The organism is Pseudomonas sp. S09G 359, from assembly GCF_002843605.1.
GTDB lineage: Bacteria > Pseudomonadota > Gammaproteobacteria > Pseudomonadales > Pseudomonadaceae > Aquipseudomonas.
Genome location: NZ_CP025263.1, coordinates 3516124 through 3537582, shown reverse-complemented (window position 1 = coordinate 3537582; position 21459 = coordinate 3516124). Strand labels below are relative to the sequence as shown.

The following is a 21459-nucleotide window of genomic DNA, read 5'->3' as shown; positions in this document are numbered from 1 at the left end:
GCCCATGACTCCCGCGTCGTCAGTCGATGAAAAGAGCTTCCGAACACTGCTCGGCCGGAATGTGGCGTTGCCCCTGGGCGTCGGCGTACTCAGTGCGGTGTTTTTCGTCTGCCTGATCACTTATCTGCTGTCGGTGATCCAGTGGGTGGAGCACACCGACAGGGTTATCAATAACCTCAATGAGTCGTCCAAGCTTACGGTGGACCTGGAAACCGGCCTGCGTGGCTTCCTGATCACCGGCGACGAGCATTTCCTCGACCCGTACGAAGTGGCCAAGCCGCGGATCATTGGCGACCTGCGTAACTTGCAGGAACTGGTGGCGGACAACCCGCAGCAAGTGGACCGCCTCAAGCGTCTGGAGTCGTTGCAAACCGAGTGGAACAAATACGCCCAGTCGATGATTGACCTGCAACGCCAGAGCGGTGATTTCCGCGCGGCGGTAAAGGCTGGCCGAGGCAAGGGCCTGACCGACGCGATTCGCCAGGAGTATGCGGATGCGGTGGCGATGGAGCAGTCGTTCCGTATCGCGCGCAATCAGGATGTCACCCGTACCACGGTGATCAGTGTCTCGTTGTACCTGATCTTCGTGCTCGGTCTGAGTGGGGTTCTGGCGTATATCGGAAGAAAGAATTTATTAGCACTTTCAGATAGTTACAGCGCAAACCTCGCGTCGCAACAGAAGATCGCACGGCGCCTCGAACAACAGGCCTGGCTGCGCAACGGCCAGACCGAGTTGGCCGAACAGGTGCTGGGCCAACTAACGTTGAATATGCTGGGCCGCAATATTCTGCAATTCTTTGCCCAGTACATGGGCTCGGCGGTAGCGGCAGTGTATGTGCGCGAAGAGCATGGCGGCCTTAACCGCGTGGCCACCTATGGATTTTCGCGCGAGCAGGAACAGCTTGAACAGGCGATCTACAGCGACGAGGGGATTGTTGGCCAGGCCGCGCAGTTGAATCGCCTGATTCGCCTGGATGACGTGCCGGTGGATTATTTCAAGGTCAGTTCCGGCCTCGGTGAGGGCAATACCCGCAGCGTGCTGGTGGTGCCGACCAGTGATGACGACCGCGTCAACGGCGTGATTGAACTGGGTTTCCTGCGCCCGCTGGATGAACGTGATGTCGAGTTGCTGGAGCTGATTGCCGGCAATATTGGCACCTCCATCGAAGCCGCGCGGTATCGCCAGCGCTTGCAGGAAGTGCTGGCCGAGACGCAGCAGCTCAACGAAGAACTGCAAGTGCAACAGGAAGAGCTCAAGACCGCCAACGAAGAGTTGGAAGAGCAGTCGCGCATCCTCAAGGAGTCTCAGGCGCACCTGGAAACCCAGCAGGCCGAGCTGGAGCAGACCAATGAGCAATTGGCCGAGCAGACCCAGACCCTTGCCGACCAGCGCGACGCCATGGACCGCAAGAACATCGAACTGAACCAGGCCCAGGTCGAACTGGAAGACCGCGCTGAAGAATTGCAGCGCTCGAGCAAGTACAAGTCTGAATTCCTCGCCAATATGTCCCACGAGCTGCGTACGCCGCTGAACAGCTCGCTGATCCTGGCCAAGTTGCTGGCGGAAAACCCCCAGGACAACCTCAGCGCCGAGCAGGTCAAGTTTGCCGAGTCGATCTATTCGGCCGGTAATGACCTGCTCAACCTGATCAACGACATCCTGGATATTTCCAAGGTGGAAGCCGGCAAGCTCGAAGTGCGCCCGGAAAACTCCAGCGTCGCCCGACTGGTGGACGGCCTGCGCGGGATGTTTGAACCCCTGGCCGCCGACCGCAAGCTGGGCTTCCAGGTACAAGTGCAGGCGGATGCGCCGGCGATGCTGTTCACCGACCGCCAGCGCCTGGAGCAGATCCTCAAGAACCTGTTGTCCAACGCAGTCAAGTTCACCGAGCAGGGCGATGTGAGCCTGTCGGTATCCCGTGCGCCGGGCGAGGGCATTGCCTTTACCGTGCGCGACTCTGGCATCGGGATTGCCCCGGACCAGCAGGAAAGCATCTTCGAAGCGTTCCGCCAGGCCGATGGCACTACCAACCGCCGGTATGGCGGCACCGGCCTGGGCCTGTCGATTTCCCGTGACCTGGCCACCTTGCTTGGCGGCTATATCAGCGTGACCAGCACGCCGGGCACAGGCAGCACATTCACCCTGGTGCTGCCGGAGCAGTACGTAGAACGCGCGGAGGACGCGCCAGCCATCGAGCCGCCGCGCCACGTGGTCACAGCCCCTGTGCCCAAGCCCATCGCGATTTCACCGCTACCGCTGGCTGACCTTGCGCAGATCCCGCGTTTTATCGACGACCGCGACAAAGCGCCGTTCACTACACGCTGCATCCTCGTCGTGGAAGACGAGCCGAACTTTGCGCGCATCCTCTTCGACCTGGCCCACGAGTTGGGTTACAACTGCCTGGTCGCCCATGGTGCCGACGAGGGCTACAACCTCGCCGAGGAATACAGCCCCGATGCGATCCTGCTGGATATGCGCCTGCCGGACCATTCCGGGCTGACCGTGCTGCAACGCCTCAAGGAGCACGCCAAGACCCGACACATCCCAGTGCATGTGATTTCCGTGGAAGACCGCGTCGAAGCCGCCATGCATATGGGCGCCATCGGCTATGCGGTGAAACCGACTACCCGCGAAGAGCTCAAGGACGTGTTCGCACGCCTGGAAGCCAAGCTGACCCAAAAGGTCAAGCGCGTGCTGCTGGTGGAAGACGACGACCTGCAGCGCGACAGCATTGCCCGCCTGATCGGTGACGATGACATTGAGATCACCGACGTCGGTTATGCCCAGGCCGCCCTGGACCTGCTGCGCACCAATGTCTACGACTGCATGATTATCGATCTCAAGCTGCCGGACATGCTCGGCAACGAGTTGCTCAAGCGCATGGCCACCGAGGATATCTGCTCGTTCCCGCCAGTGATCGTCTACACCGGGCGCAACCTGACCCGTGATGAAGAAGCCGAACTGCGCAAATACTCGCGCTCGATCATCATCAAGGGTGCGCGCTCACCGGAACGCCTGCTGGATGAGGTGACACTCTTTCTGCACAAAGTCGAATCCCAGCTGTCCCATGATCGCCAGAAGATGCTCAAGACCGCCCGCAGCCGCGACAAGGTCTTCGAGGGGCGCAAGATCCTGCTGGTGGACGACGATGTGCGTAACATTTTCGCCCTGACCAGCGCCCTTGAGCACAAAGGCGCCGTGGTGGTGATCGGGCGTAACGGCCGTGAAGCCATCGACAAACTCAATGAAGTCGACGATATCGATCTGGTGCTGATGGACGTGATGATGCCGGAGATGGACGGTTACGAGGCGACCGCGCTGATCCGCCAGGACCCGCGCTGGAAGAAACTGCCGATCATCGCAGTGACGGCCAAGGCCATGAAGGACGATCAGGAGCGCTGCCTCGCGGCGGGTTCCAATGATTACCTGGCCAAGCCGATAGACCTTGACCGACTGTTCTCGCTGATTCGTGTATGGCTACCGAAGATGGAACGCATTTAAGTGGAGCAATGTTTTTTGGACAAAAGCAGCGACATTGAGCTGCGCCTGCTGATTGAGGCGATCTACCTCAAGTACAGCTACGATTTTCGCGATTACTCTGGTGCGTCGGTCAAGCGCCGTGTGGCCCATGCGCTGCGCCAGTTCGACTGCGCGACCATCTCGGCGCTGCAGGAGCGGGTGTTGCACGACCCGGCGGCGTTCATGCAACTGCTGCAATTTCTGACGATTCCGGTGAGCGAGATGTTCCGCGACCCGTCGCACTTCCTGGCGATCCGCCAGGAAGTGGTGCCGCTGCTCAAGACCTACCCGTCGATCAAGATCTGGATTGCCGGGTGCAGCACGGGCGAGGAGGTGTACTCCATGGCCATCCTGCTGCGTGAGGAGGGCTTGCTGGAGCGTACGATCATCTACGCCACGGACATCAACCCGACGTCCCTGGACAAAGCCAAGCAGGGTATCTTCTCCCTGGAGAATGTAAGGGCTTATACTGCCAACTATCAGCAGGCCGGTGGGCAGCGTTCATTTGCCGACTACTACACAGCGGCTTACGATTACGCGATTTTCGACAAGACCCTGCGCGAGAACGTCACGTTCGCCGACCACAGCCTGGCGACCGATAGTGTATTCTCAGAAACTCAATTAATTTCGTGCCGCAACGTATTGATTTATTTCAATAAAAAATTGCAGGATCGCGCGTTTGGATTGTTCCATGAGTCGCTCTGTCATCGCGGCTTCCTGGTATTGGGTAGCAAGGAAACCCTGGATTTTTCCGGCTACAGCAAACAATTCGAACCCTTGGTCAAGCAGGAACGGATCTACCGCAAATCATGAACGACGTGTACGCCAGCCCGATTCGCGGGATTGAAGCTATCGTCGTCGGCGCATCTGCCGGCGGCGTCGAGGCGTTGCTGAGTATTTTCGGCGAACTGCCCAAGGGCTTCGGGCTACCGATCATTGCCGTGCTGCACTTGCCGGATGAGCGCCGCAGCCAGTTGGCGGAAGTATTCGCGCGGCGTCTGCGGATTCCGGTGCGTGAGGCGCGGGATAAGGAAGTGATCGAGGCTGGCACGTTGTACTTCGCCGGGCCGGGTTATCACCTTTCTGTGGAGCACGACCGCAGCCTGTCCCTGAGCCAGGAGGACCGCGTGCACCATTCCCGCCCGGCCATCGATTACCTGTTTTCATCCGCCGCCGATGCCTATGGCAAAGGCCTGCTCGCGATTCTGCTGACCGGTGCCAACCAGGACGGCGCGCGCGGGCTGGCTCACGTCAAGCAATCGGGTGGCACCACGGTCGTGCAAGACCCTGACGAAGCGCGGATTGCGGTGATGCCACGGGCGGCCCTGGCGCTGCACACACCTGACCATATTCTCACACTGAGCCAAATCGGCTCGTTGCTGGCTTTGCTGGAATCTTCCCCATGTTAAGTACTGTCCAGGCCAAACTGCTGATCGTCGACGATCTGCCGGAAAACCTGCTGGCCCTCGAAGCGTTGATCAAGCGCGAGGACCGCCAGGTGTTCAAGGCATTGAGCGCCGACGAGGCGTTGTCCCTGTTGCTGGAGCACGAATTCGCCATGGCGATTCTCGACGTGCAGATGCCCGGCATGAATGGTTTCGAACTGGCCGAGCTGATGCGCGGCACCGAAAAGACCAAGAACATCCCGATCGTCTTCGTCAGCGCCGCCGGCCGTGAACTCAACTACGCGTTCAAGGGCTATGAAAGCGGCGCCGTGGACTTCCTGCACAAACCGCTGGATATCCACGCGGTCAAGAGCAAGGTCAATGTGTTCGTCGACCTGTACCGCCAGAGCAAGGCGATGAAGCAGCAGGTTGAAGCCCTGGAGCGCAGCCGCCGCGAGCAGGAGCTGTTGCTGGCGCGCCTGCAGGCCGCCCAGGCCGAGCTGGAGCAGGCGGTGCGCATGCGTGATGACTTTATGTCGATCGTCGCCCATGAAGTACGCACGCCGCTCAATGGCCTGATCCTGGAAACCCAACTGCGCAAGATGCACCTGGCCCGGGACAACGCCGCCGCGTTTACCCTGGATAAGATGCATGCCATGGTCGACCGCGACGAGCGCCAGATCCAGAGCCTGATCCGTCTGATCGAAGACATGCTCGATGTATCGCGCATCCGCACCGGCAAACTGTCGATCCGCCCGGCGCGTTTCGACCTGGCGCAACTGGTCAGCAACCTGGTGGACAACTTTGCGCCGCAAGTGGCGGCTGCCGATTCGTCCATGCAATTGGTTGCCGAGGGCCCTGTGGTGGGCAACTGGGATGAGTTCCGTATCGAACAGGTCGTCACCAACTTACTCACCAACGCCCTGCGCTACGGCGCCAAAAGCCCGGTGGACGTGCGGGTGTACTGTGAGCATGGCGAGGCGCGGGTGGAAGTTCGCGACCGCGGCATCGGTATCAGTGAAGAGAACCAGAAGCGTATTTTTCAGCAGTTCGAGCGGGTATCCGCCAGCCAGGTGGCTGCCGGGTTGGGGCTTGGGCTGTTTATTTCAGAGCAGATCGTCGCAGCCCATGGCGGCACCATCGAGGTCGAGAGCCAGATAGGCGAGGGCGCCCTGTTCCGGGTGTGCCTGCCCCTTGAACCGTCGGCGTGAAATCAATCGTCAGCCCGACGCAACCTCTGCGTGACCCCATGGTCGTAATTGCAGCAATTGACCGGACATAGGCTTCCCATGAGTGAAGATGCACAAGATGTCGTACTGATCGTCGAGGACGACGAATCCATTATGTTTGTGCTGGGTGAGTACCTGGCAGGCCTGGGCTATCGGGTGCTGAAGGCGATCAATGGCAAGGAGGCCTTCGAAATCCTCGCCACCAAGCCGCACCTGGACCTGATGGTCACTGATTACCGCCTGCCGGGTGGGATCTCGGGCGTGCAGATCGCCGAGCCGGCGCTGAAAGTGCGACCGGAGCTGAAAGTGATTTTTATCAGCGGCTACCCGCAGGAAATCCTCGACTGCAATAGCCCGATCACGCGCAACGCGCCGATCCTGGCCAAGCCGTTTGACCTGGATACGCTGCAAGAGCATATCCAGCGGTTGTTGGCGTAAAACTATCGGGCTGCTTGGCAGCCCTAGTCCCTGATCATCTCCCGAACCTTGGCCGTTAACAGGTCAAAGGTGAAGGGTTTGGTGATCAGTTGCATGCCTGGGTCAAGGAACCCACCCCGCACCGCCGCATGTTCGGCATACCCGGTAATGAACAGCACCTTCAAATCGGGCCGAATCTGCCGGCCGATCTCGGCCAGTTGCCGGCCGTTCATCCCGGGTAAGCCCACATCACTGATCATCAGGTCAATACGCTGGCCGGATTCGATAATTGGCAGCGCACCGTCGGCATCCCCGGCTTCAACGAAGGCGTAGCCCAGTTCACTCAATACCTGGCTGACCAACACCCTTACCGCCGGGTCGTCTTCGACGATAAGCACGGTTTCCCCGGCATTGGCGAATGGCAGCAGGGCAGGGTCGGTACGGACATCCGTGGTGGTTTGGCCGATAAATCGCGGCAGAAACAGGCTTACCGTGGTGCCTTTGCCGACTTCGCTGTGAATGGTCACATGGCCACGGGACTGGCGCGCGAAGCCATAAATCATCGACAAGCCAAGGCCCGTGCCCTGGCCGATGGGTTTGGTGGTGAAGAACGGGTCGAAGACCCGGCCGATCACGCTCTCGGGTATGCCACAACCGTTATCGCTGACGCTCAGTTCCACGTAGTCGCCAGGTGTGAGGGTGCCGTAGGCGGCAGTAAACACGTTGTCTAAGCGCCGATTGGTGGTTTCCACCACCAGCTTGCCACCGCCGGGCATCGCATCGCGGGCGTTGATGACCAGGTTGAGCAGGGCGCTTTCCAGTTGGTTGGGGTCGGCTTCGGCAGTCCACAGCTCGTCGGTGAGGCGCATCTCCAGGGTGATGCTTTCATTGATGCTGCGCTGCAGCAGTTCGCCCATCGACGTAACCAACTCATTGAGGCTGACCGATTTGGAGTCCAGCGACTGGCGGCGGGAGAACGCGAGCAGGCGGTGAGTTAGGCCGGCAGCGCGGTTGGCCGAGGTGACGCCCAGGTCGATCAACCCGTCGAGATCGTCCAACTTGCCCCGGGCCACGCGCCGGCGCAGCAACTCCAGGCTGCCGATGATCCCGGTGAGCATATTGTTGAAGTCGTGGGCAATGCCGCCGGTCAACTGGCCGACGGCTTCCATCTTCTGCGATTGGCGCAACGCTTCTTCGTTGTGGCGCAATTGCGCGGTGCGTTCCTCGACCTGCTGCTCAAGGGTTTCCAGGGTGCGTTGCAGGCGCAGTTCACTTTCGCTCAGGTCGATCAGGCGGTCGCGGGCTTCGTATTGCCTGCGCCGACCTCGTAGAGCAGTGCTCACCAGGCTTATCAGTGTGATCGGGTGGAACGGGCGCTCCAGGAATGTGACGTTGCCAAGCAGGCCACTGAGGTGGGATGAGCCGTTCTGTTCGCTGCCGCCGTGATGGGTCATCAGCACAATGGGCAAGTCCGACCAGGCCGGCTGCTGGTGCAAGTGCTCCAGCAGCGGCTCCAGGTCGACGCCACGCAGGGCTTCGGCGGCGACGATCAGCAGGCCAGCGCCCTGTTGCAGCGCTTCGCACAGCGCTGGCAGGTGGGTGGCGACGATACCGCTGTAGCCGGCCTCGTTAAGCATCATCAGCGCGAGTGCGCTGTCACGCCCCAGTGGCGCCAGGATAATTGCACGTTCAGTTACACCGGATAGTTTGGGCACTATCCCTCATCCTTGAGCAGAGGGGAGCCGGCGCCCATGTAGGTAGGAATGCCGCGCAAGACGCCCTGGAAGTTGTCCAGCGGTTCGCCGACGGTAAGGCCACGGTTGCTGATGCGGTATTCACGGATCGACGATTCGTGGGAGCCGGTGCGTTTCTTGATGATCGAGATCGCGCGGCGCACCTTGCCCAGCGCCTCGAAGTAACGCAACAGAATCACCGTGTCGGCCAGATATGTAATGTCGACTGGCGCCTGCATGTCGCCAACCAGACCATGCTGCGCGACGGTCATGAAGGTCGCGGCGCCTCGGCGGTTGAGATACAGCAGCAGTTCGTGCATGTGCAGGATCAGCGCGTTCTCTTCCGGCATGGCCGCCTGGTAACCATTGATGCTGTCGATGACCACGGTCTTGATCCCGCGTTCGTCCACGCAACGGCGCACACGGTGGGAGAATTCACCTGGGGACAGCTCGGCGGCGTCCACCTGTTCGATCAACAGGTTGCCGGTATCCTGCAGGGCGGCGAGGTCGATGCCCATGTTTTTCATGCGTTCGAACAACAGCCCCAGCTCTTCGTCGAAGATGAACAGGGCGGCCTTTTCACCACGGGTCACTGCTGCGGCGGCGAAGATCATCGAGATCAGTGATTTGCCGGTACCGGCCGGGCCGAGGATCAGGCTGCTGGAGCCGGTCTCGACGCCGCCGCCCATCAACGCATCCATTTCCCGAATGCCGCTGCTCAAGGTCTGGCGCACGTAGCCGCCACGGTGCTCGGCCGCCACCAGGCGTGGGAACACATGCACGCCACCGTGCATGATGGTGAAATCGTGGAAACCGCCGCGGTATTTCTGGCCACGGTATTTAACCACCCGCACGCGGCGGCGTTCGGCGCCGTAGTTGGGCGTCAGCTCTTCCAGACGGATCACCCCGTGGGCGACACTGTGCACGGTTTTATCCAGGGATTCGGTGGTCAGGTCATCCAGCAACAGCACCGTGGCGTCGTAGCGCACAAAGTAGTGCTTGATCGCCAGGATCTGCCGACGGTAGCGCAACGAGCTTTGCGCCAGCAGGCGGATTTCGGAGAGGCTGTCGATGACCACGCGGGTCGGCTTAACCCGTTCCACCACCTCGAAGATCTGCCGGGTAGCCTCGCCCAGCTCCAGGTCGGAGGAATACAGCAGGCTCTGCTGATGCTCGGCGTTGAGCAGGCTCTCCGGCGGGGTCAGTTCGAAGATGTGGATATTGTCATCCAGGTCCCAACCGTGGGACTTGGCGCCCTGGCGCAATTCGCGCTCGGTTTCCGATAGCGTGATGTACAACGATCGCTCGCCGCTTTTGGCACCGGCCTGCAGGAAATGCAGGGCGACCGTGGTTTTACCGGTGCCAGGTTCACCTTCCAGCAGGAACAAATGGCTACGCGAAAGCCCCCCGGACAGAATGTCATCAAGACCTTCGATGCCGGTGGCCGCTTTTTCGGATAGTTGCGCGTTGGATGTAGACAAGAAGTGCCCTCAGGTCACATACGAGTAGAGGATGCGCACCCCGTTGGGTGCGCCATGTTCTCTTGACCGTTGGGCGTTGCCACGGTTCCCACCAATTGCGCAAAACTACAAGCCTTGCTGCAACGCCGGGTCGTCTGGGTTTTGCTGTTCAAGCTGAGCGAGCAGCACTTGCACATTCTGTAACTGGCCGCTTTCTTTCCAGTAGTTGATCAGCAGCACCCTGGCCTTGCGATTGGCAGGGTGGCGCTGGACTATTTCTTCCAACTGGCGCTGCGCGGCCTCCTGTTCCTGCTGGGCATGCAGGGTGGTGGCCAGGTCATAGCGATAATCCTGGTTATCCGGTTCAAGCTCCACCGCCTTGGACAGGCCGAGCAGCGCATACGGGCGCTCGCCATGGTGCAGCAGCCACATGCCCAGGGCGTGTTGCAGGTAGGCCGATTCAGGATGCGCCGCCAGTTGCCGCGCGAGCAGTTGGCGGGATTCATCGGTCTTGCCTTGCTTGTCGAGCAATTCGATCTGCGCCACCCCGGCTTGCAGGTTGTCTGGCTGCAGGCGCATGGCCTGCTCCAGGGCATTTTGCGCCTCGGGCAGGAGGGTGCTGTGAATGTACAGGCGCGCCAATTGAATCCAGCCATCGGCCGTTTCCGGCTCGGCCTTGAGCTTTTTCACGAACTCATCCAGTACCTGCTGCAATGGCCCGAAGTACAGGCCCAAGGTGTCGGGCGACAGGCCGAGCAAGGCGTTGGCCGCGGCAAACCGTACGCTTTGTTCTGGATCATCCAGCGCCGGGCCGAGCAACAGCGTGCGCTGGCCGGTGGGGACCAGGCCGACGATGCTGTGGATGGAAGCTTCGCGCACCTGCGGCGACTCACTGGCCAAGTCTTTGTCCGCGAGTTTCAAGGCCTGGGGGCTGGGGTAATTGGGCAATTCGGCATGCAGCGCGGCGCGGCGCTCGGGGGTCAGGTCCGGCCGGCCCAATTGCTGGTACAGCACGCGCGCTGCGCCTGGCTCGCCGTTACGCGCCTGTTTCAGGGCTTTGGAGTAACCATGGGCAATGGCCGGAGGCACGGCTACCGGGGTGGCGCGGGAGAAATACCAGGTGAGCAGCACAATAAACAACAGGGCGCACAGGCCGACGATGGAGTAACGGCGTGACTTTGGCATGCAGGCGTCCAGCTAGAGCAAAGCCATCAGCTTCGGTCAGACCACGGCAGGTGTCAAACCCGCGTCAGGTGAGCACGTATTCCACCGGCTCCAGGGCCGGCGGCAAGTCGGTTTCGCCGAGCGCGGCGAGCACTTCGCGCTCCAGCGTGCGCAACAGGGCATTGCAGGGCAGGTCGTTTTCGTCGAAGCCGAACGGGTCTTCCAGGTCATCGCCGATTTCATCGAGGCCAAAGAAGGTGTAGCTGACGATGGCGGTGAACACCGGCGTCAGCCATCCCAGCGGCTCAGCCATGGCGAATGGCAGCAGAATGCAGAACAGGTAGATGGTGCGGTGCAGCAGCAGGGTATAGGGGAAGGGCAGCGGCGTGGTCTTGATCCGCTCGCACGAGGCTTGCACCTGGCTGAGGCTGACCAGCCGGGCTTCCAGCTGGGTATACCGCCACTCGCTGAGCACGCCTTGCTCGGTCAACTCCGAAAAGCGTGCGCCGACCTGTTGCAGGACCTTGTCAGGCAGGTTGGGATGCGGGTTTTCCACCGGCGCCCACGGCGCAATCGCCCGGGCTTCATCCTCATGGCGCAAGCGTGCGATCAGGCCATGGGCAAACCCACACAGCGCGCGCAGCACCGCCGCGCGTTCGGCCGGGTCCTTGAGTAGCTGGGTTTCACGAATCAGCGAGCGCACATCGATGATCATCTGCCCCAATTGCTTGCGGCCTTCCCACCAGCGGTCATAGCAGGCGTTATTGCGAAAGCTCATGAAGATCGACAGCGACAGGCCCAGCAAGGTAAAGGGCGTGGCGTTGACCTTGGAGAAATACGCCGGGTGCAGGGTCTCCACCAGCACGATCACCGAGGCCAGCAGGGTCACCAGCAGGCTACGCAGGGCGATGCGCTTGGCGATCGAGCCCTTGAGGGAAAACAGGATGCCCAGCAGGTTGGGTTTGGGACGCACGATCATGGCGGGGCAGGACTTCTCAGGTGGCGCAGGCCATCAGGTTAGAAGCGGATGCCGATGCCGTCCAATTGCTTGGGCTGACCGGCCGATCAGCCGGGTCGATGATTGGCCAAACCAGTCAACTATATTGAAGGCTTTGACCATTGTCGCTGCGGTGTTGCAGAGCGACTATTTCGCCCAATCGTGCACATTCCAAGGAAACAATAATGCAGATTGAGAACAAGGTATTCCTGGTCAGCGGCGGCGCCTCGGGCCTCGGTGCGGCCACCGCTGAGATGCTGGTAGGCGCTGGTGCCAAGGTGATGCTGGTGGACCTCAACGCCGACGCCGTGGCCGCCAAAGCCCAGCAGCTGGGCGACAATGCCCGCAGCGCCGTGGCGGATATCAGCCAGGAAGCCGCAGCCGTTGCGGCGGTGAATGCCACCGTCGCGGCCTTTGGTGGCCTGCATGGCCTGGTGAACTGCGCCGGTGTGGTACGGGGTGAGAAAATCCTCGGCAAACACGGTGCCCATGGACTCGACAGCTTTGCCCAGGTCATCAACGTCAACCTGATCGGCAGCTTCAACCTGCTGCGCCTGGCCGCAGCGGCCATCGCTGAAACTGAGGCAAATGCCGATGGCGAGCGCGGCGTGATCATCAACACCGCCTCGGTGGCTGCGTTTGACGGGCAGATCGGCCAGGCGGCCTACGCGGCCTCCAAAGGCGCGATCGCCAGCCTCACGCTGCCTGCCGCCCGTGAACTGGCGCGTTTTGGTATTCGCGTGATGACCATCGCCCCAGGCATTTTCGAAACCCCGATGATGGCCGGCATGACCCCGGAAGTACGCGATTCCCTCGCCGCCGGCGTGCCATTCCCGCCGCGCCTGGGCAAGCCCGCTGAATACGCCGCGTTGGTGCGGCACATCATTGAAAACAGCATGCTCAATGGCGAGGTGATCCGTCTCGACGGCGCCTTGCGCATGGCGGCCAAGTGAGGAGATTGACCCATGACTGATCCCATTGTGATTGTCAGCGCCGTGCGCACGCCCATGGGCGGCTTCCAGGGTGACCTCAAGAGCCTCACCGCGCCACAGCTGGGTGCCACGGCGATACGCGCGGCCGTCGAGCGTGCCGGCCTTGCCAGCGATGCTGTGGATGAAGTGCTGTTTGGCTGTGTGCTGCCTGCCGGACTTGGCCAGGCGCCGGCGCGGCAAGCGGCGTTGGGTGCCGGGCTGGACAAGTCCACGCGTTGCACGACCCTCAACAAGATGTGCGGCTCGGGCATGGAAGCGACCATCCTCGCCCATGACACGCTGCTGGCCGGCAGTGTCGACGTGGTCATTGCCGGGGGCATGGAAAGCATGTCCAACGCGCCGTACCTGCTGGACCGCGCCCGCAGCGGCTACCGCATGGGCCATGGGCGAGTGCTCGACCATATGTTCCTCGACGGCCTCGAAGACGCCTACGACAAGGGCCGTCTGATGGGTACCTTTGCCGAAGACTGCGCCCTGCATAACGGCTTTACCCGTGAAGCCCAGGATGCCTTCGCCATTGCTTCCCTGACGCGTGCGCAGGAAGCCATCACCCATGGCAACTTCGCCGCCGAGATCGTCCCGGTACAAGTCACCGTCGGCAAGGAGCAGAAAACCATCCTGCATGACGAGCAGCCACCCAAGGCCAAGCTGGACAAGATTACCAGCCTGAAACCGGCGTTCCGTGAAGGTGGCACCGTGACGGCGGCCAACTCCAGTTCGATTTCCGATGGCGCGGCAGCGTTGCTGTTGATGCGCGAGTCCGAGGCACACAAGCGTGGCCTCAAGCCGTTGGCGGTGATCCACGGGCACGCGGCATTTGCCGATGAGCCTGGGCTGTTTCCGGTGGCGCCGGTTGGGGCGATCCGTAAATTGATGCGCAAGACCGGCTGGAACCTGGGTGACGTCGACCTGTTCGAGATCAACGAAGCCTTCGCCGTGGTCAGCCTGGTGACCATGAGCAAGCTGGAAATCCCGCATGCCAAGGTCAATGTGCATGGCGGCGCCTGCGCCCTCGGCCACCCGATTGGCGCGTCCGGTGCGCGCATCCTCGTGACCCTGCTCTCGGCCCTGCGCCAGAAAGGCCTCAAGCGTGGCGTTGCGGCCATCTGCATTGGCGGCGGTGAAGCCACGGCCATGGCCGTTGAATGCCTGTATTAAGGATTTTTTATGCTGCCCAATGACGAACAACTGCAAATCAGCGACGCGGCCCGCCAGTTCGCCCAGGAGCGGCTCAAACCGTTTGCCGCCGAATGGGACCGCGAACACCGCTTTCCCAAGGAAGCCATCGGCGAAATGGCCGAACTGGGGTTTTTCGGCATGTTGGTGCCGGAACAGTGGGGCGGGTGCGACACCGGCTACCTGGCCTACGCCATGGCCCTGGAAGAAATCGCTGCTGGTGATGGCGCCTGTTCGACCATCATGAGCGTGCACAACTCGGTGGGCTGCGTGCCTATCCTTAAGTTCGGCAACGATCAGCAGAAGGAGCAATTCCTCAAGCCCTTGGCCAGCGGTGCGATGCTCGGCGCGTTTGCACTGACCGAACCGCAAGCCGGCTCCGATGCCAGCAGCCTGAAAACCCGCGCGCGCCTCGACGGCGACCACTACGTGCTGAATGGTTGCAAACAGTTCATTACCTCCGGGCAAAACGCCGGGGTGGTGATTGTGTTTGCCGTCACTGACCCGGCAGCGGGCAAGCGCGGGATCAGTGCGTTTATCGTGCCCACTGACTCGCCGGGTTACACCGTGGCGCGGGTAGAAGACAAACTCGGCCAGCATGCGTCGGACACCTGCCAGATCCTCTTTGAAGACGTGAAGGTGCCCGTGGCCAACCGCCTGGGCGAGGAGGGCGAGGGCTACAAGATCGCCCTGGCCAACCTCGAAGGCGGCCGCGTGGGCATCGCCTCGCAGTCGGTGGGCATGGCCCGCGCGGCCTTTGAAGCCGCCCGTGATTACGCTCGTGAGCGTGAAAGCTTCGGCAAACCGCTGATCGAACATCAGGCCGTGGCGTTTCGCCTGGCGGACATGGCCACGCAAATCGCGGTCGCCCGGCAGATGGTGCATTACGCCGCCGCGCTGCGCGACAGCGGCCGGCCTGCGCTGGTGGAGGCGTCCATGGCCAAGCTGTTCGCCTCGGAAATGGCCGAAAAAGTCTGTTCGGCCGCCTTGCAAACCCTGGGTGGTTACGGTTACCTGAGCGACTTCCCCCTGGAGCGGATCTACCGCGATGTGCGGGTCTGCCAGATTTACGAAGGCACCAGCGATATCCAACGCATGGTCATCTCACGCAATCTCTAAGGAGCCGATACATGAGTTACGAAACCATTTTGCTCGAAGTCCAGGGCCGCGTCGGGCTGATTACCCTGAATCGCCCGCAGGCACTGAACGCGCTGAATGCGCAACTGGTCAGCGAGTTGAACCAGGCGCTGGATGGCCTGGAAGCCGACCCGCAGATCGGCTGCATCGTGCTGACCGGTTCGAAAAAAGCCTTCGCCGCCGGCGCCGATATCAAGGAAATGGCGGAGCTGACCTATCCGCAGATCTACCTGGACGACCTGTTCAGCGACAGCGACCGCGTGGCCAACCGCCGCAAGCCGATCATCGCCGCCGTCAACGGCTTCGCCCTGGGCGGTGGCTGCGAGCTGGCGTTGATGTGCGACTTTATCCTGGCCGGTGACGGCGCCAAGTTCGGCCAGCCGGAAATCAACCTCGGCGTGCTGCCGGGCATGGGCGGCACCCAGCGCCTGACCCGTGCGGTAGGCAAGGCCAAGGCCATGGAAATGTGCCTGACCGGGCGTTTTATCGATGCGGTGGAAGCCGAGCGCTGCGGGATCGTCGCGCGCATTGTGCCGGCTGATGAGTTGCTGGAAGAAGCCTTGAAAGTCGCCACCCTGATCGCCGGTAAATCGGTGCCGATCAGCATGATGGTCAAGGAAAGCGTGAACCGCGCATTTGAAGTGAGCCTGTCCGAAGGCGTGCGCTTTGAACGCCGGGTGTTCCACGCCGCCTTTGCCACGCAAGATCAGAAGGAAGGCATGGCCGCGTTTGTGGCCAAGCGTGCGCCAGAGTTCAAGGACCAGTAACCAGTAACACTGTAGATCCAAATGTGGGAGGGGCGGTGCGACGACTCGACTTGCCCCCTCCCACATTTGTTTTGTGCTGTGTCAGTTGGAACTGGTAGTTCTTCAGCGCTCGGTAATCCTCAAGTAACCCAAGCTCACCAACACTGAAGATCTAAATGTGGGAGGGGGCTTGCCCCCTCCCACATTTGTTGTGTGGTGTGTCAGCTGGAGCTGGTAGTTCTTCGGCGCTCGGTAATCCTCAAGTAACTCAAGCTCACCAACACTGGAGATCTAAATGTGGGAGGGGGCTTGCCCCCGATGGCCGTTTATCAGTCAGCAGATTTGTCTCTGACCCACCGCCATCGGGGGCAAGCCCCCCTCCCACATTTGTTTTGTGGTGTGTCAGTTAGAGCTGGTAGTTCTTCAGCTCTCTGGCAATCACCATCCGCTGAATCTCGCTGGTCCCTTCGTAAATCTGTGTGATCCGCGCATCCCGGTAGTAACGCTCCACCGGGTAATCCTCCAGATACCCATACCCGCCATGAATCTGCATCGCCGAGGAACAGACCTTTTCGGCCATTTCCGAGGCAAACAGCTTGGCCTGGGACGCTTCCGACAGGCAGGGTTTTCCGGCAGAACGCAGGCGTGCAGCGTGCAGTATCAGCAAGCGGGCGGCATTCAAGCGGGTTTGCATATCGGCCAGCAGGTTGGCCACGCTCTGGTGCTCGATGATCGCCTTGTCGAACTGCACCCGGTCACGGGCATAGGCCAGCGCCGCTTCGAACGCCGCACGGGCAATGCCCAAGGCCTGGGCGGCAATGCCGATGCGGCCGCCTTCCAGGTTCGACAGGGCAATCGCCAGGCCTTTGCCACGCTCGCCCAGCAGGTTGGCTTCGGGCACCGTGCACTGGTTGAGGGTGACGGCGCAGGTGTCGGATGCCCGAATGCCCATCTTGTGCTCGGTGCGGTCAACCACAAACCCGGAGGTGTCGGTGGGCACCAGGAACGCCGAAATGCCTTTTTTACCCAGGGTCGGGTCGGTCACAGCGAAGACGATGGCCAGCTTGGCGCGCTTGCCGTTGCTGACAAATTGCTTGGCGCCATTGATCACCCACTGGCCATTGACCAGTTCGGCGCGGGTGCGCAGGTTGTGGGCTTCGGATCCGGCCTGGGGTTCGGTGAGGCAGAAGCAGCCAATCGCTTGTCCGCTGGCCAGGTCAGCCAGCCAGGTTTGTTTCTGCGCTTGTGTGCCGTAGTTGAGGATAGGCCCGCAACCGACTGAATTATGGATACTCATCAGCGCACCGGTGGCGCCATCGCCGGCGGAGATTTCTTCGACCGCCAGGGCATAGGCCACGTAGTCGACATAGGTGCCGCCCCATTCTTCCGGCACAACCATGCCCAGCAGGCCGAGTTCACCCATCTTCGCCACCAGGGCGTCGTCAATCCAGCCGGCCTTCTCCCACGCTTGGGCATGGGGTGCAATTTCGCCACGGGCAAAGTCGCGAGCCATGTCGCGGATCATTACCTGTTCTTCTGTATATTCAATATCTTGCATGATTTAGTTCACAACCTGCTCGAAGTTATGGAAAAAACTCTCGACGTGGCTGTTGTCCAGCTCGCGGAGCGTTGGCGGGTTCCAGCGCGGTTGTTTGTCCTTGTCGATGATCAATGCACGAACCCCCTCGATCAGGTCACCACGCTTGAACCATTGGCGGTCAAGGTGCAGTTCCAGGGCAAAACACTGCTCCAGCGGTAAACGCCGACCGCGACGCAGCATCTGCAGGGTCACGGCCATCGCCAGGGGCGAGCGGGTGTGCATGAGGTCGGCGGTGTGCAGGGCCCACTGATGGCTGTCGGCGACGGTGACTTGTTGCAACTGTTCAACAATACTCGCAACGTCCGGCAGGCCGAAGAAGTGGTCGATAGCCGGGCGCAGGGCCGCCAGCGGCGCGTCGGGCAATTGCTGCACGGCCAGCTTGGCCAGTGCGCCCTGCAGGTCCTTGAGGGGCGATTCGTGCCATCGCAGGTGGTCGAGCTGGTGGTCCAGGTCTGCCAGCTTGCCGCTGTCCAGGTACCAGTCCGCCAAGCCGCAGTACAGCGCATCGGCCGCGCGGATCTGTACGCCGGTGACGCCGAGGTAGATCCCCAGCTCACCGGGAATGCGCGGCAGGAAGTAGCTGCCGCCCACGTCGGGGAAATACCCGATGGCTACTTCCGGCATGCCCAGGCGGCTGCGTTCGCTGACCACGCGCAGGTCCGCGCCCTGTACCAGGCCCATGCCGCCGCCCAGCACAAAGCCGTCCATCAGGGCCAACACCGGCTTGCAGTAGTGATGGATGGCGAGGTCCAACGCATATTCTTCGACGAAGAAATCCTGGTGCAGGGTGTCGCCATTTTTAAAGCTGTCATAGAGGGAGCGGATGTCGCCACCAGCACAAAAGGCTTTTTCGCCGGCGCCACGCAGGACCACCGCACGCACCTGGGGGTCGTCCGCCCAGGCCTGCAGCTGTTGCGTCAGGCTGCGGACCATGCCGAGGGTGAGGGCATTCAGGCCGGCGGGGCGGTTGAGAGTGAGGTGGCCGATATGGTTGCGTACTTCGGCGACCACGTCGGGCTGCTGTACATGGGTGCTGCGTGTTTCGGAGGAAACCTGAGCAGTCATCTGTAACTCCCTGCTTTTATTGTTCTTTATCAAGATGTTCGCGCGCGAACTCTCTCGTGATCGTACCAGTGCAAATTTGCCCAGTACAACCCGGAATCATGCAGGTCGTTTTTGCATTTATGCAGCGCGCCGGGGGTGCGCTCAGGGCACGCGGCGTGCCAGGACCTCACCGATGCTACGACGCCGGGCATGGTGTTCCGCCGCATGGATCAACTGCTCCAACTCAGTGGGGGCTACGTCGTAAAACTGCTCCATTTCGGCCAGCGCCAGTTTCAAGTCGGCGGCGGTAATGGCGGGGTCCCGGCTGGCTTCGGGGTCTGGCAAGATCACCGCCGCAGCTTCGACTGCGCCCTTGGGGTAGCGCGTACGCGTGGCGTTGTTGTACGCCAGCGCGCAGGTCAGCAGGGCGCCGGCACCGAGCAGCACAGCGCCCAATTCATGCCAGCCAAGGGCGGCGGAAGCCGGGTCGGCGAGTACCAGGGTCATGGCCAGGCCGCCGGCGGGGGGATGCAGGCAGCGCAGCCAGCACATCAGCACCACCGCCATGCCGGCTGCGAGGCACGCACCGCCCAACGTGCGCCCGAGCACGCGGGCCACGAGCAAGGCCACCACCCCTGCGCACAGGTAGCTGCCGATGATCGACCAGGGCTGCGCCAGCGCACCGGACGATACCGCAAACAACAACACCGCAGACGCCCCCAGTGGGCCCAGCAGGTGCAGCGCCACCTCCATGCCAAACACCTGGGCGCACAGCCAGACACTCAACAGCGTGCCCAGCGCCATCCCAATGGCGGCACGGCTCCATTCGGTGGGACGGGTATTGATAGCAGCGGGAAACCAGCGAGCAAGCATTGAAAGGCAATCCATAAATGGCAGGCAAAAAAAAGGCTTGTCTGGTTGCCCGGAAAAGCCCTTTGAAAGTTCCAACATTTGGGGGAAGGAACCCATGCAGTGTGCCGTGGCGATCTACACAGTTCCAATGCATATTAATGAGGGTTAAATACAATAAAAATGGATTAAAAGGTCTTGGGCCTACATTGTCCTACGGATCAAGGAGAACCAGCTGTGTTGAGCTTTCCCAGCACGCGGTCACGTTGCAGTGATTCAGCATCGTTGTAAAACGCCTCCCCGGGCAGCCGATAAGATGCATAGCGAAATAAGACACTGCAATTCAGAAACTTCCTACGTCGGCTTTCGTGAGGGCGCTGATAGTCTCGAAGCCCCGAGAGTTAAATCGGGGTCGAGTGATTCAATACGTCATTACAGAGGGATTCTGATTGAGAGCACTAGTCTGTCTTGGGGACAAAACGACATACGGCGAAGTCACATCAGCCACGGCAACCTGGCTTGAAGATAACAAAGCCATTGCTCAAACGGGTGACCTTGCTCATTGCAGCAAATGCAAAGGGGAGTTTCCCATATTTGGAACAGCTTTCGATTGGTCAGAGCAGCAGCCTTACGCCGCCACGGGCGATAGAGTGCTCTGCGGATGTGCTGACCATGTGGTCTATGGCTCTACCACTCAGTACACCACCGTAGCTTCAAGTCCGATGCCCGTACCTGCCCATGCTTCAAGCTTCAGTACTCCAGCATCAGGCTCAAAAAGCTTCGCGAGATCCTTTTCCATCACTGATAGCGATACAGGTCGTCCAATAGCCCACCGGGCATACATAGTTCTGGTTGATGGGCACCGAAAGGCAGGACTCACTGATGCCAACGGCATTGCCGTCGTGGAAGCACCCACGGCGGATTCGGTGATCGCGCTTCATGTGGTTTTCCAAGCGCCCGCCCGTGAGCTGACTGAGTTCTCGGAGGAAGTCAGATGAGCACAGAAACCTTCACGACAACAGCCCAGGCACAAGAAGTGATGCCCGACCAGTCAGCAAGTTTCATCTCTATCACCGTCAACGACCGCGCCGCCACCCGTGAAGCGATTATCAAGAAAGTCCGCTCACGAAGCGCAACGTTCGTTGATCGATCGTCATGGGGAGCAGTGAAAGGCAAACCTAAGATGGTTATGGATTGGGACTACACCATGATTGCCTTGCACCATGCAGGGCGAAGCCATAGCTGCGCGTCCGGTGTAGAGCAGATGCGGGCAGTTCAAAAAGGCCACCTGAGCCAGAAGTACGACGACATCGGCTATCACTATGGAATCGATTGCACCGGGCAGATTTTCGAAGGTCGCGACATTCGGCTTCAGGGTTCGAGTGTTTTTAAGTTCAATACTGGGGTGATTGGTATTGTACTGCTGGAAAACCTGACAACACCGGACGAGGGGGGAGACTGGGTAGCCAAAGGCCGTGTATTCCTTGACAGCATAGGTTACAGCAGCACAACTCTGATTCCGGCTGTTCAAATTGTCGCGCTGATGCATTTGATCGAATCCCTGAAAAGCGTATTCGTTATCAAACACTTTGGTGGTCACCGGGAGTACCCAGGTCAGGCGTCCGAAGGAAAAATTTGCCCCGGTAATATTGGAATGGAGTTGGTGAGAAATATCAGGACCGAGACACAATTGTTGCCGCCCCCGGCACCGAGAGAATGAAAACGTTACTGATCGCAGGAGTGTTGACGGTGTTATCAACGCTCTTCATTGGTTATTACGATGCTCTTGAGGATGGTGACATCAACGCGGTTTTTTTCATCAAAAAATATCCGACGTTTCAAATGAGGTTTTACAACATCCATGCCAACGATGGGGAAATCAGACAAGTCGAAGATCTCACCGGCGAGGAACGGAAGTTGATCCTCGACTACTGTAGGTATCGGCTTGGCATCGACACGCAACTGAAAACCCAAAGCGACATTGAGACCTGCAGGAAGAAATAGCCTCCA

General features: G+C 60.4%; 19 protein-coding genes. 12 read left to right on the top strand and 7 right to left on the bottom strand.

The annotated features are described in order from the left end of the window. Nucleotides 1-4 precede the first annotated feature (4 nt). From CXQ82_RS15825 to CXQ82_RS15805, 5 genes are all read left to right on the top strand, one after another. A complete protein-coding gene (locus tag CXQ82_RS15825; protein WP_101270564.1) occupies nucleotides 5-3502 on the top strand; it encodes a response regulator in 3498 nt (1165 codons plus the stop codon). Beyond that, on the top strand, nucleotides 3503-4333 hold the full coding sequence (locus CXQ82_RS15820) for a protein-glutamate O-methyltransferase CheR (protein WP_177409909.1): 831 nt from the start codon (nucleotides 3503-3505) through the stop codon (nucleotides 4331-4333). Continuing rightward, on the top strand, nucleotides 4330-4929 hold the full coding sequence (locus CXQ82_RS15815; RefSeq protein WP_101270562.1) for a chemotaxis protein CheB: 600 nt from the start codon (nucleotides 4330-4332) through the stop codon (nucleotides 4927-4929). Before CXQ82_RS15820 ends, CXQ82_RS15815 begins: the two co-directional genes overlap by 4 nt. Next, nucleotides 4923-6116: a hybrid sensor histidine kinase/response regulator gene (locus tag CXQ82_RS15810; RefSeq protein WP_101270560.1), complete on the top strand. Its 1194-nt coding sequence runs from the start codon at nucleotides 4923-4925 to the stop codon at nucleotides 6114-6116. Before CXQ82_RS15815 ends, CXQ82_RS15810 begins: the two co-directional genes overlap by 7 nt. Nucleotides 6117-6194: 78 nt before the next feature. After that, a complete protein-coding gene (locus CXQ82_RS15805) occupies nucleotides 6195-6572 on the top strand; it encodes a response regulator (protein ID WP_101270558.1) in 378 nt (125 codons plus the stop codon). Nucleotides 6573-6595: 23 nt separating this feature from the next. Here CXQ82_RS15805 and CXQ82_RS15800 read toward each other — a convergent pair whose 3' ends face one another. The 4 genes from CXQ82_RS15800 to CXQ82_RS15785 all read right to left on the bottom strand — a co-directional run bounded on the left by CXQ82_RS15800 (nucleotide 6596) and on the right by CXQ82_RS15785 (nucleotide 11887). Beyond that, complete coding sequence (locus CXQ82_RS15800; RefSeq protein WP_101270556.1) at nucleotides 6596-8266, bottom strand: ATP-binding protein; 1671 nt, start codon at nucleotides 8264-8266, stop codon at nucleotides 6596-6598. After that, a complete protein-coding gene (locus CXQ82_RS15795) occupies nucleotides 8266-9765 on the bottom strand; it encodes an ATPase domain-containing protein (RefSeq protein ID WP_101270554.1) in 1500 nt (499 codons plus the stop codon). Before CXQ82_RS15795 ends, CXQ82_RS15800 begins: the two co-directional genes overlap by 1 nt. 105 nt (nucleotides 9766-9870) lie before the next feature. Then, complete coding sequence (locus tag CXQ82_RS15790; protein ID WP_101270552.1) at nucleotides 9871-10929, bottom strand: tetratricopeptide repeat protein; 1059 nt, start codon at nucleotides 10927-10929, stop codon at nucleotides 9871-9873. Nucleotides 10930-10993: 64 nt separating this feature from the next. Then, on the bottom strand, nucleotides 10994-11887 hold the full coding sequence (locus CXQ82_RS15785) for a bestrophin family protein (RefSeq protein WP_101270549.1): 894 nt from the start codon (nucleotides 11885-11887) through the stop codon (nucleotides 10994-10996). A gap of 203 nt (nucleotides 11888-12090) precedes the next feature. Here CXQ82_RS15785 and CXQ82_RS15780 point away from each other — a divergent pair, with 203 nt between their 5' ends. The 4 genes from CXQ82_RS15780 to CXQ82_RS15765 are packed head-to-tail and all read left to right on the top strand — an operon-like array spanning nucleotide 12091 to nucleotide 15977. Next, entirely contained in the window at nucleotides 12091-12858 is a 768-nt protein-coding gene (locus CXQ82_RS15780) for an SDR family NAD(P)-dependent oxidoreductase (RefSeq protein ID WP_101270547.1), read from the top strand. Nucleotides 12859-12870: 12 nt separating this feature from the next. Continuing rightward, the gene (locus CXQ82_RS15775; protein WP_101270545.1) at nucleotides 12871-14055 is read left to right on the top strand and encodes an acetyl-CoA C-acyltransferase; all 1185 of its coding nucleotides are present in this window, start codon (nucleotides 12871-12873) and stop codon (nucleotides 14053-14055) included. A 9-nt stretch (nucleotides 14056-14064) separates the two neighbouring features. Continuing rightward, nucleotides 14065-15192, top strand: coding sequence for an acyl-CoA dehydrogenase (locus CXQ82_RS15770; RefSeq protein WP_101270543.1), 1128 nt, complete (start codon nucleotides 14065-14067; stop codon nucleotides 15190-15192). Nucleotides 15193-15203: 11 nt separating this feature from the next. Further along, a complete protein-coding gene (locus CXQ82_RS15765) occupies nucleotides 15204-15977 on the top strand; it encodes an enoyl-CoA hydratase (protein ID WP_101270541.1) in 774 nt (257 codons plus the stop codon). A gap of 385 nt (nucleotides 15978-16362) precedes the next feature. On the opposite strand, the gene CXQ82_RS15760 is transcribed toward CXQ82_RS15765, so the two are convergent. From CXQ82_RS15760 to CXQ82_RS15750, 3 genes are all read right to left on the bottom strand, one after another. Continuing rightward, nucleotides 16363-17514, bottom strand: a complete 1152-nt coding sequence (locus CXQ82_RS15760) for an acyl-CoA dehydrogenase family protein (RefSeq protein WP_101270538.1) — start codon at nucleotides 17512-17514, stop codon at nucleotides 16363-16365. A 3-nt stretch (nucleotides 17515-17517) separates the two neighbouring features. After that, a complete protein-coding gene (locus CXQ82_RS15755) occupies nucleotides 17518-18621 on the bottom strand; it encodes an enoyl-CoA hydratase/isomerase family protein (protein WP_101270536.1) in 1104 nt (367 codons plus the stop codon). Between the two features lie 141 nt (nucleotides 18622-18762). Next, nucleotides 18763-19473, bottom strand: coding sequence for an HPP family protein (locus tag CXQ82_RS15750; protein WP_101270535.1), 711 nt, complete (start codon nucleotides 19471-19473; stop codon nucleotides 18763-18765). Between the two features lie 425 nt (nucleotides 19474-19898). On the opposite strand from CXQ82_RS15750, the gene CXQ82_RS31965 reads away from it, so the two are divergent. From CXQ82_RS31965 to CXQ82_RS15735, 3 genes are read left to right on the top strand one after another with little or no spacing between them, the layout of a single operon-like run. Further along, nucleotides 19899-20447, top strand: coding sequence for a PAAR domain-containing protein (locus CXQ82_RS31965; protein ID WP_157832167.1), 549 nt, complete (start codon nucleotides 19899-19901; stop codon nucleotides 20445-20447). After that, entirely contained in the window at nucleotides 20444-21169 is a 726-nt protein-coding gene (locus CXQ82_RS15740) for an N-acetylmuramoyl-L-alanine amidase (RefSeq protein WP_101270533.1), read from the top strand. The genes CXQ82_RS31965 and CXQ82_RS15740 overlap by 4 nt, the downstream gene beginning before the upstream one ends. Beyond that, nucleotides 21166-21453 (top strand): hypothetical protein, encoded by a 288-nt coding sequence (locus tag CXQ82_RS15735; RefSeq protein WP_101270531.1) that lies wholly within the window; start codon nucleotides 21166-21168, stop codon nucleotides 21451-21453. The genes CXQ82_RS15740 and CXQ82_RS15735 overlap by 4 nt, the downstream gene beginning before the upstream one ends. Nucleotides 21454-21459: the final 6 nt, after the last annotated feature.

Bases quoted from the DNA above. Each gene is read 5' to 3' on its own strand.
- CXQ82_RS15825 (WP_101270564.1), top strand. From the start codon at position 5: ATGACTCCCGCGTCGTCAGTCGATGAAAAGAGCTTCCGAACACTGCTC.
- CXQ82_RS15815 (WP_101270562.1), top strand. From the start codon at position 4,330: ATGAACGACGTGTACGCCAGCCCGATTCGCGGGATTGAAGCTATCGTC.
- CXQ82_RS15810 (WP_101270560.1), top strand. From the start codon at position 4,923: ATGTTAAGTACTGTCCAGGCCAAACTGCTGATCGTCGACGATCTGCCG.
- CXQ82_RS15805 (WP_101270558.1), top strand. From the start codon at position 6,195: ATGAGTGAAGATGCACAAGATGTCGTACTGATCGTCGAGGACGACGAA.
- CXQ82_RS15790 (WP_101270552.1), bottom strand. From the start codon at position 10,929: ATGCCAAAGTCACGCCGTTACTCCATCGTCGGCCTGTGCGCCCTGTTG.
- CXQ82_RS15785 (WP_101270549.1), bottom strand. From the start codon at position 11,887: ATGATCGTGCGTCCCAAACCCAACCTGCTGGGCATCCTGTTTTCCCTC.
- CXQ82_RS15780 (WP_101270547.1), top strand. From the start codon at position 12,091: ATGCAGATTGAGAACAAGGTATTCCTGGTCAGCGGCGGCGCCTCGGGC.
- CXQ82_RS15775 (WP_101270545.1), top strand. From the start codon at position 12,871: ATGACTGATCCCATTGTGATTGTCAGCGCCGTGCGCACGCCCATGGGC.
- CXQ82_RS15770 (WP_101270543.1), top strand. From the start codon at position 14,065: ATGCTGCCCAATGACGAACAACTGCAAATCAGCGACGCGGCCCGCCAG.
- CXQ82_RS15765 (WP_101270541.1), top strand. From the start codon at position 15,204: ATGAGTTACGAAACCATTTTGCTCGAAGTCCAGGGCCGCGTCGGGCTG.
- CXQ82_RS15760 (WP_101270538.1), bottom strand. From the start codon at position 17,514: ATGCAAGATATTGAATATACAGAAGAACAGGTAATGATCCGCGACATG.
- CXQ82_RS15755 (WP_101270536.1), bottom strand. From the start codon at position 18,621: ATGACTGCTCAGGTTTCCTCCGAAACACGCAGCACCCATGTACAGCAG.
- CXQ82_RS15750 (WP_101270535.1), bottom strand. From the start codon at position 19,473: ATGCTTGCTCGCTGGTTTCCCGCTGCTATCAATACCCGTCCCACCGAA.
- CXQ82_RS15740 (WP_101270533.1), top strand. From the start codon at position 20,444: ATGAGCACAGAAACCTTCACGACAACAGCCCAGGCACAAGAAGTGATG.
- CXQ82_RS15735 (WP_101270531.1), top strand. From the start codon at position 21,166: ATGAAAACGTTACTGATCGCAGGAGTGTTGACGGTGTTATCAACGCTC.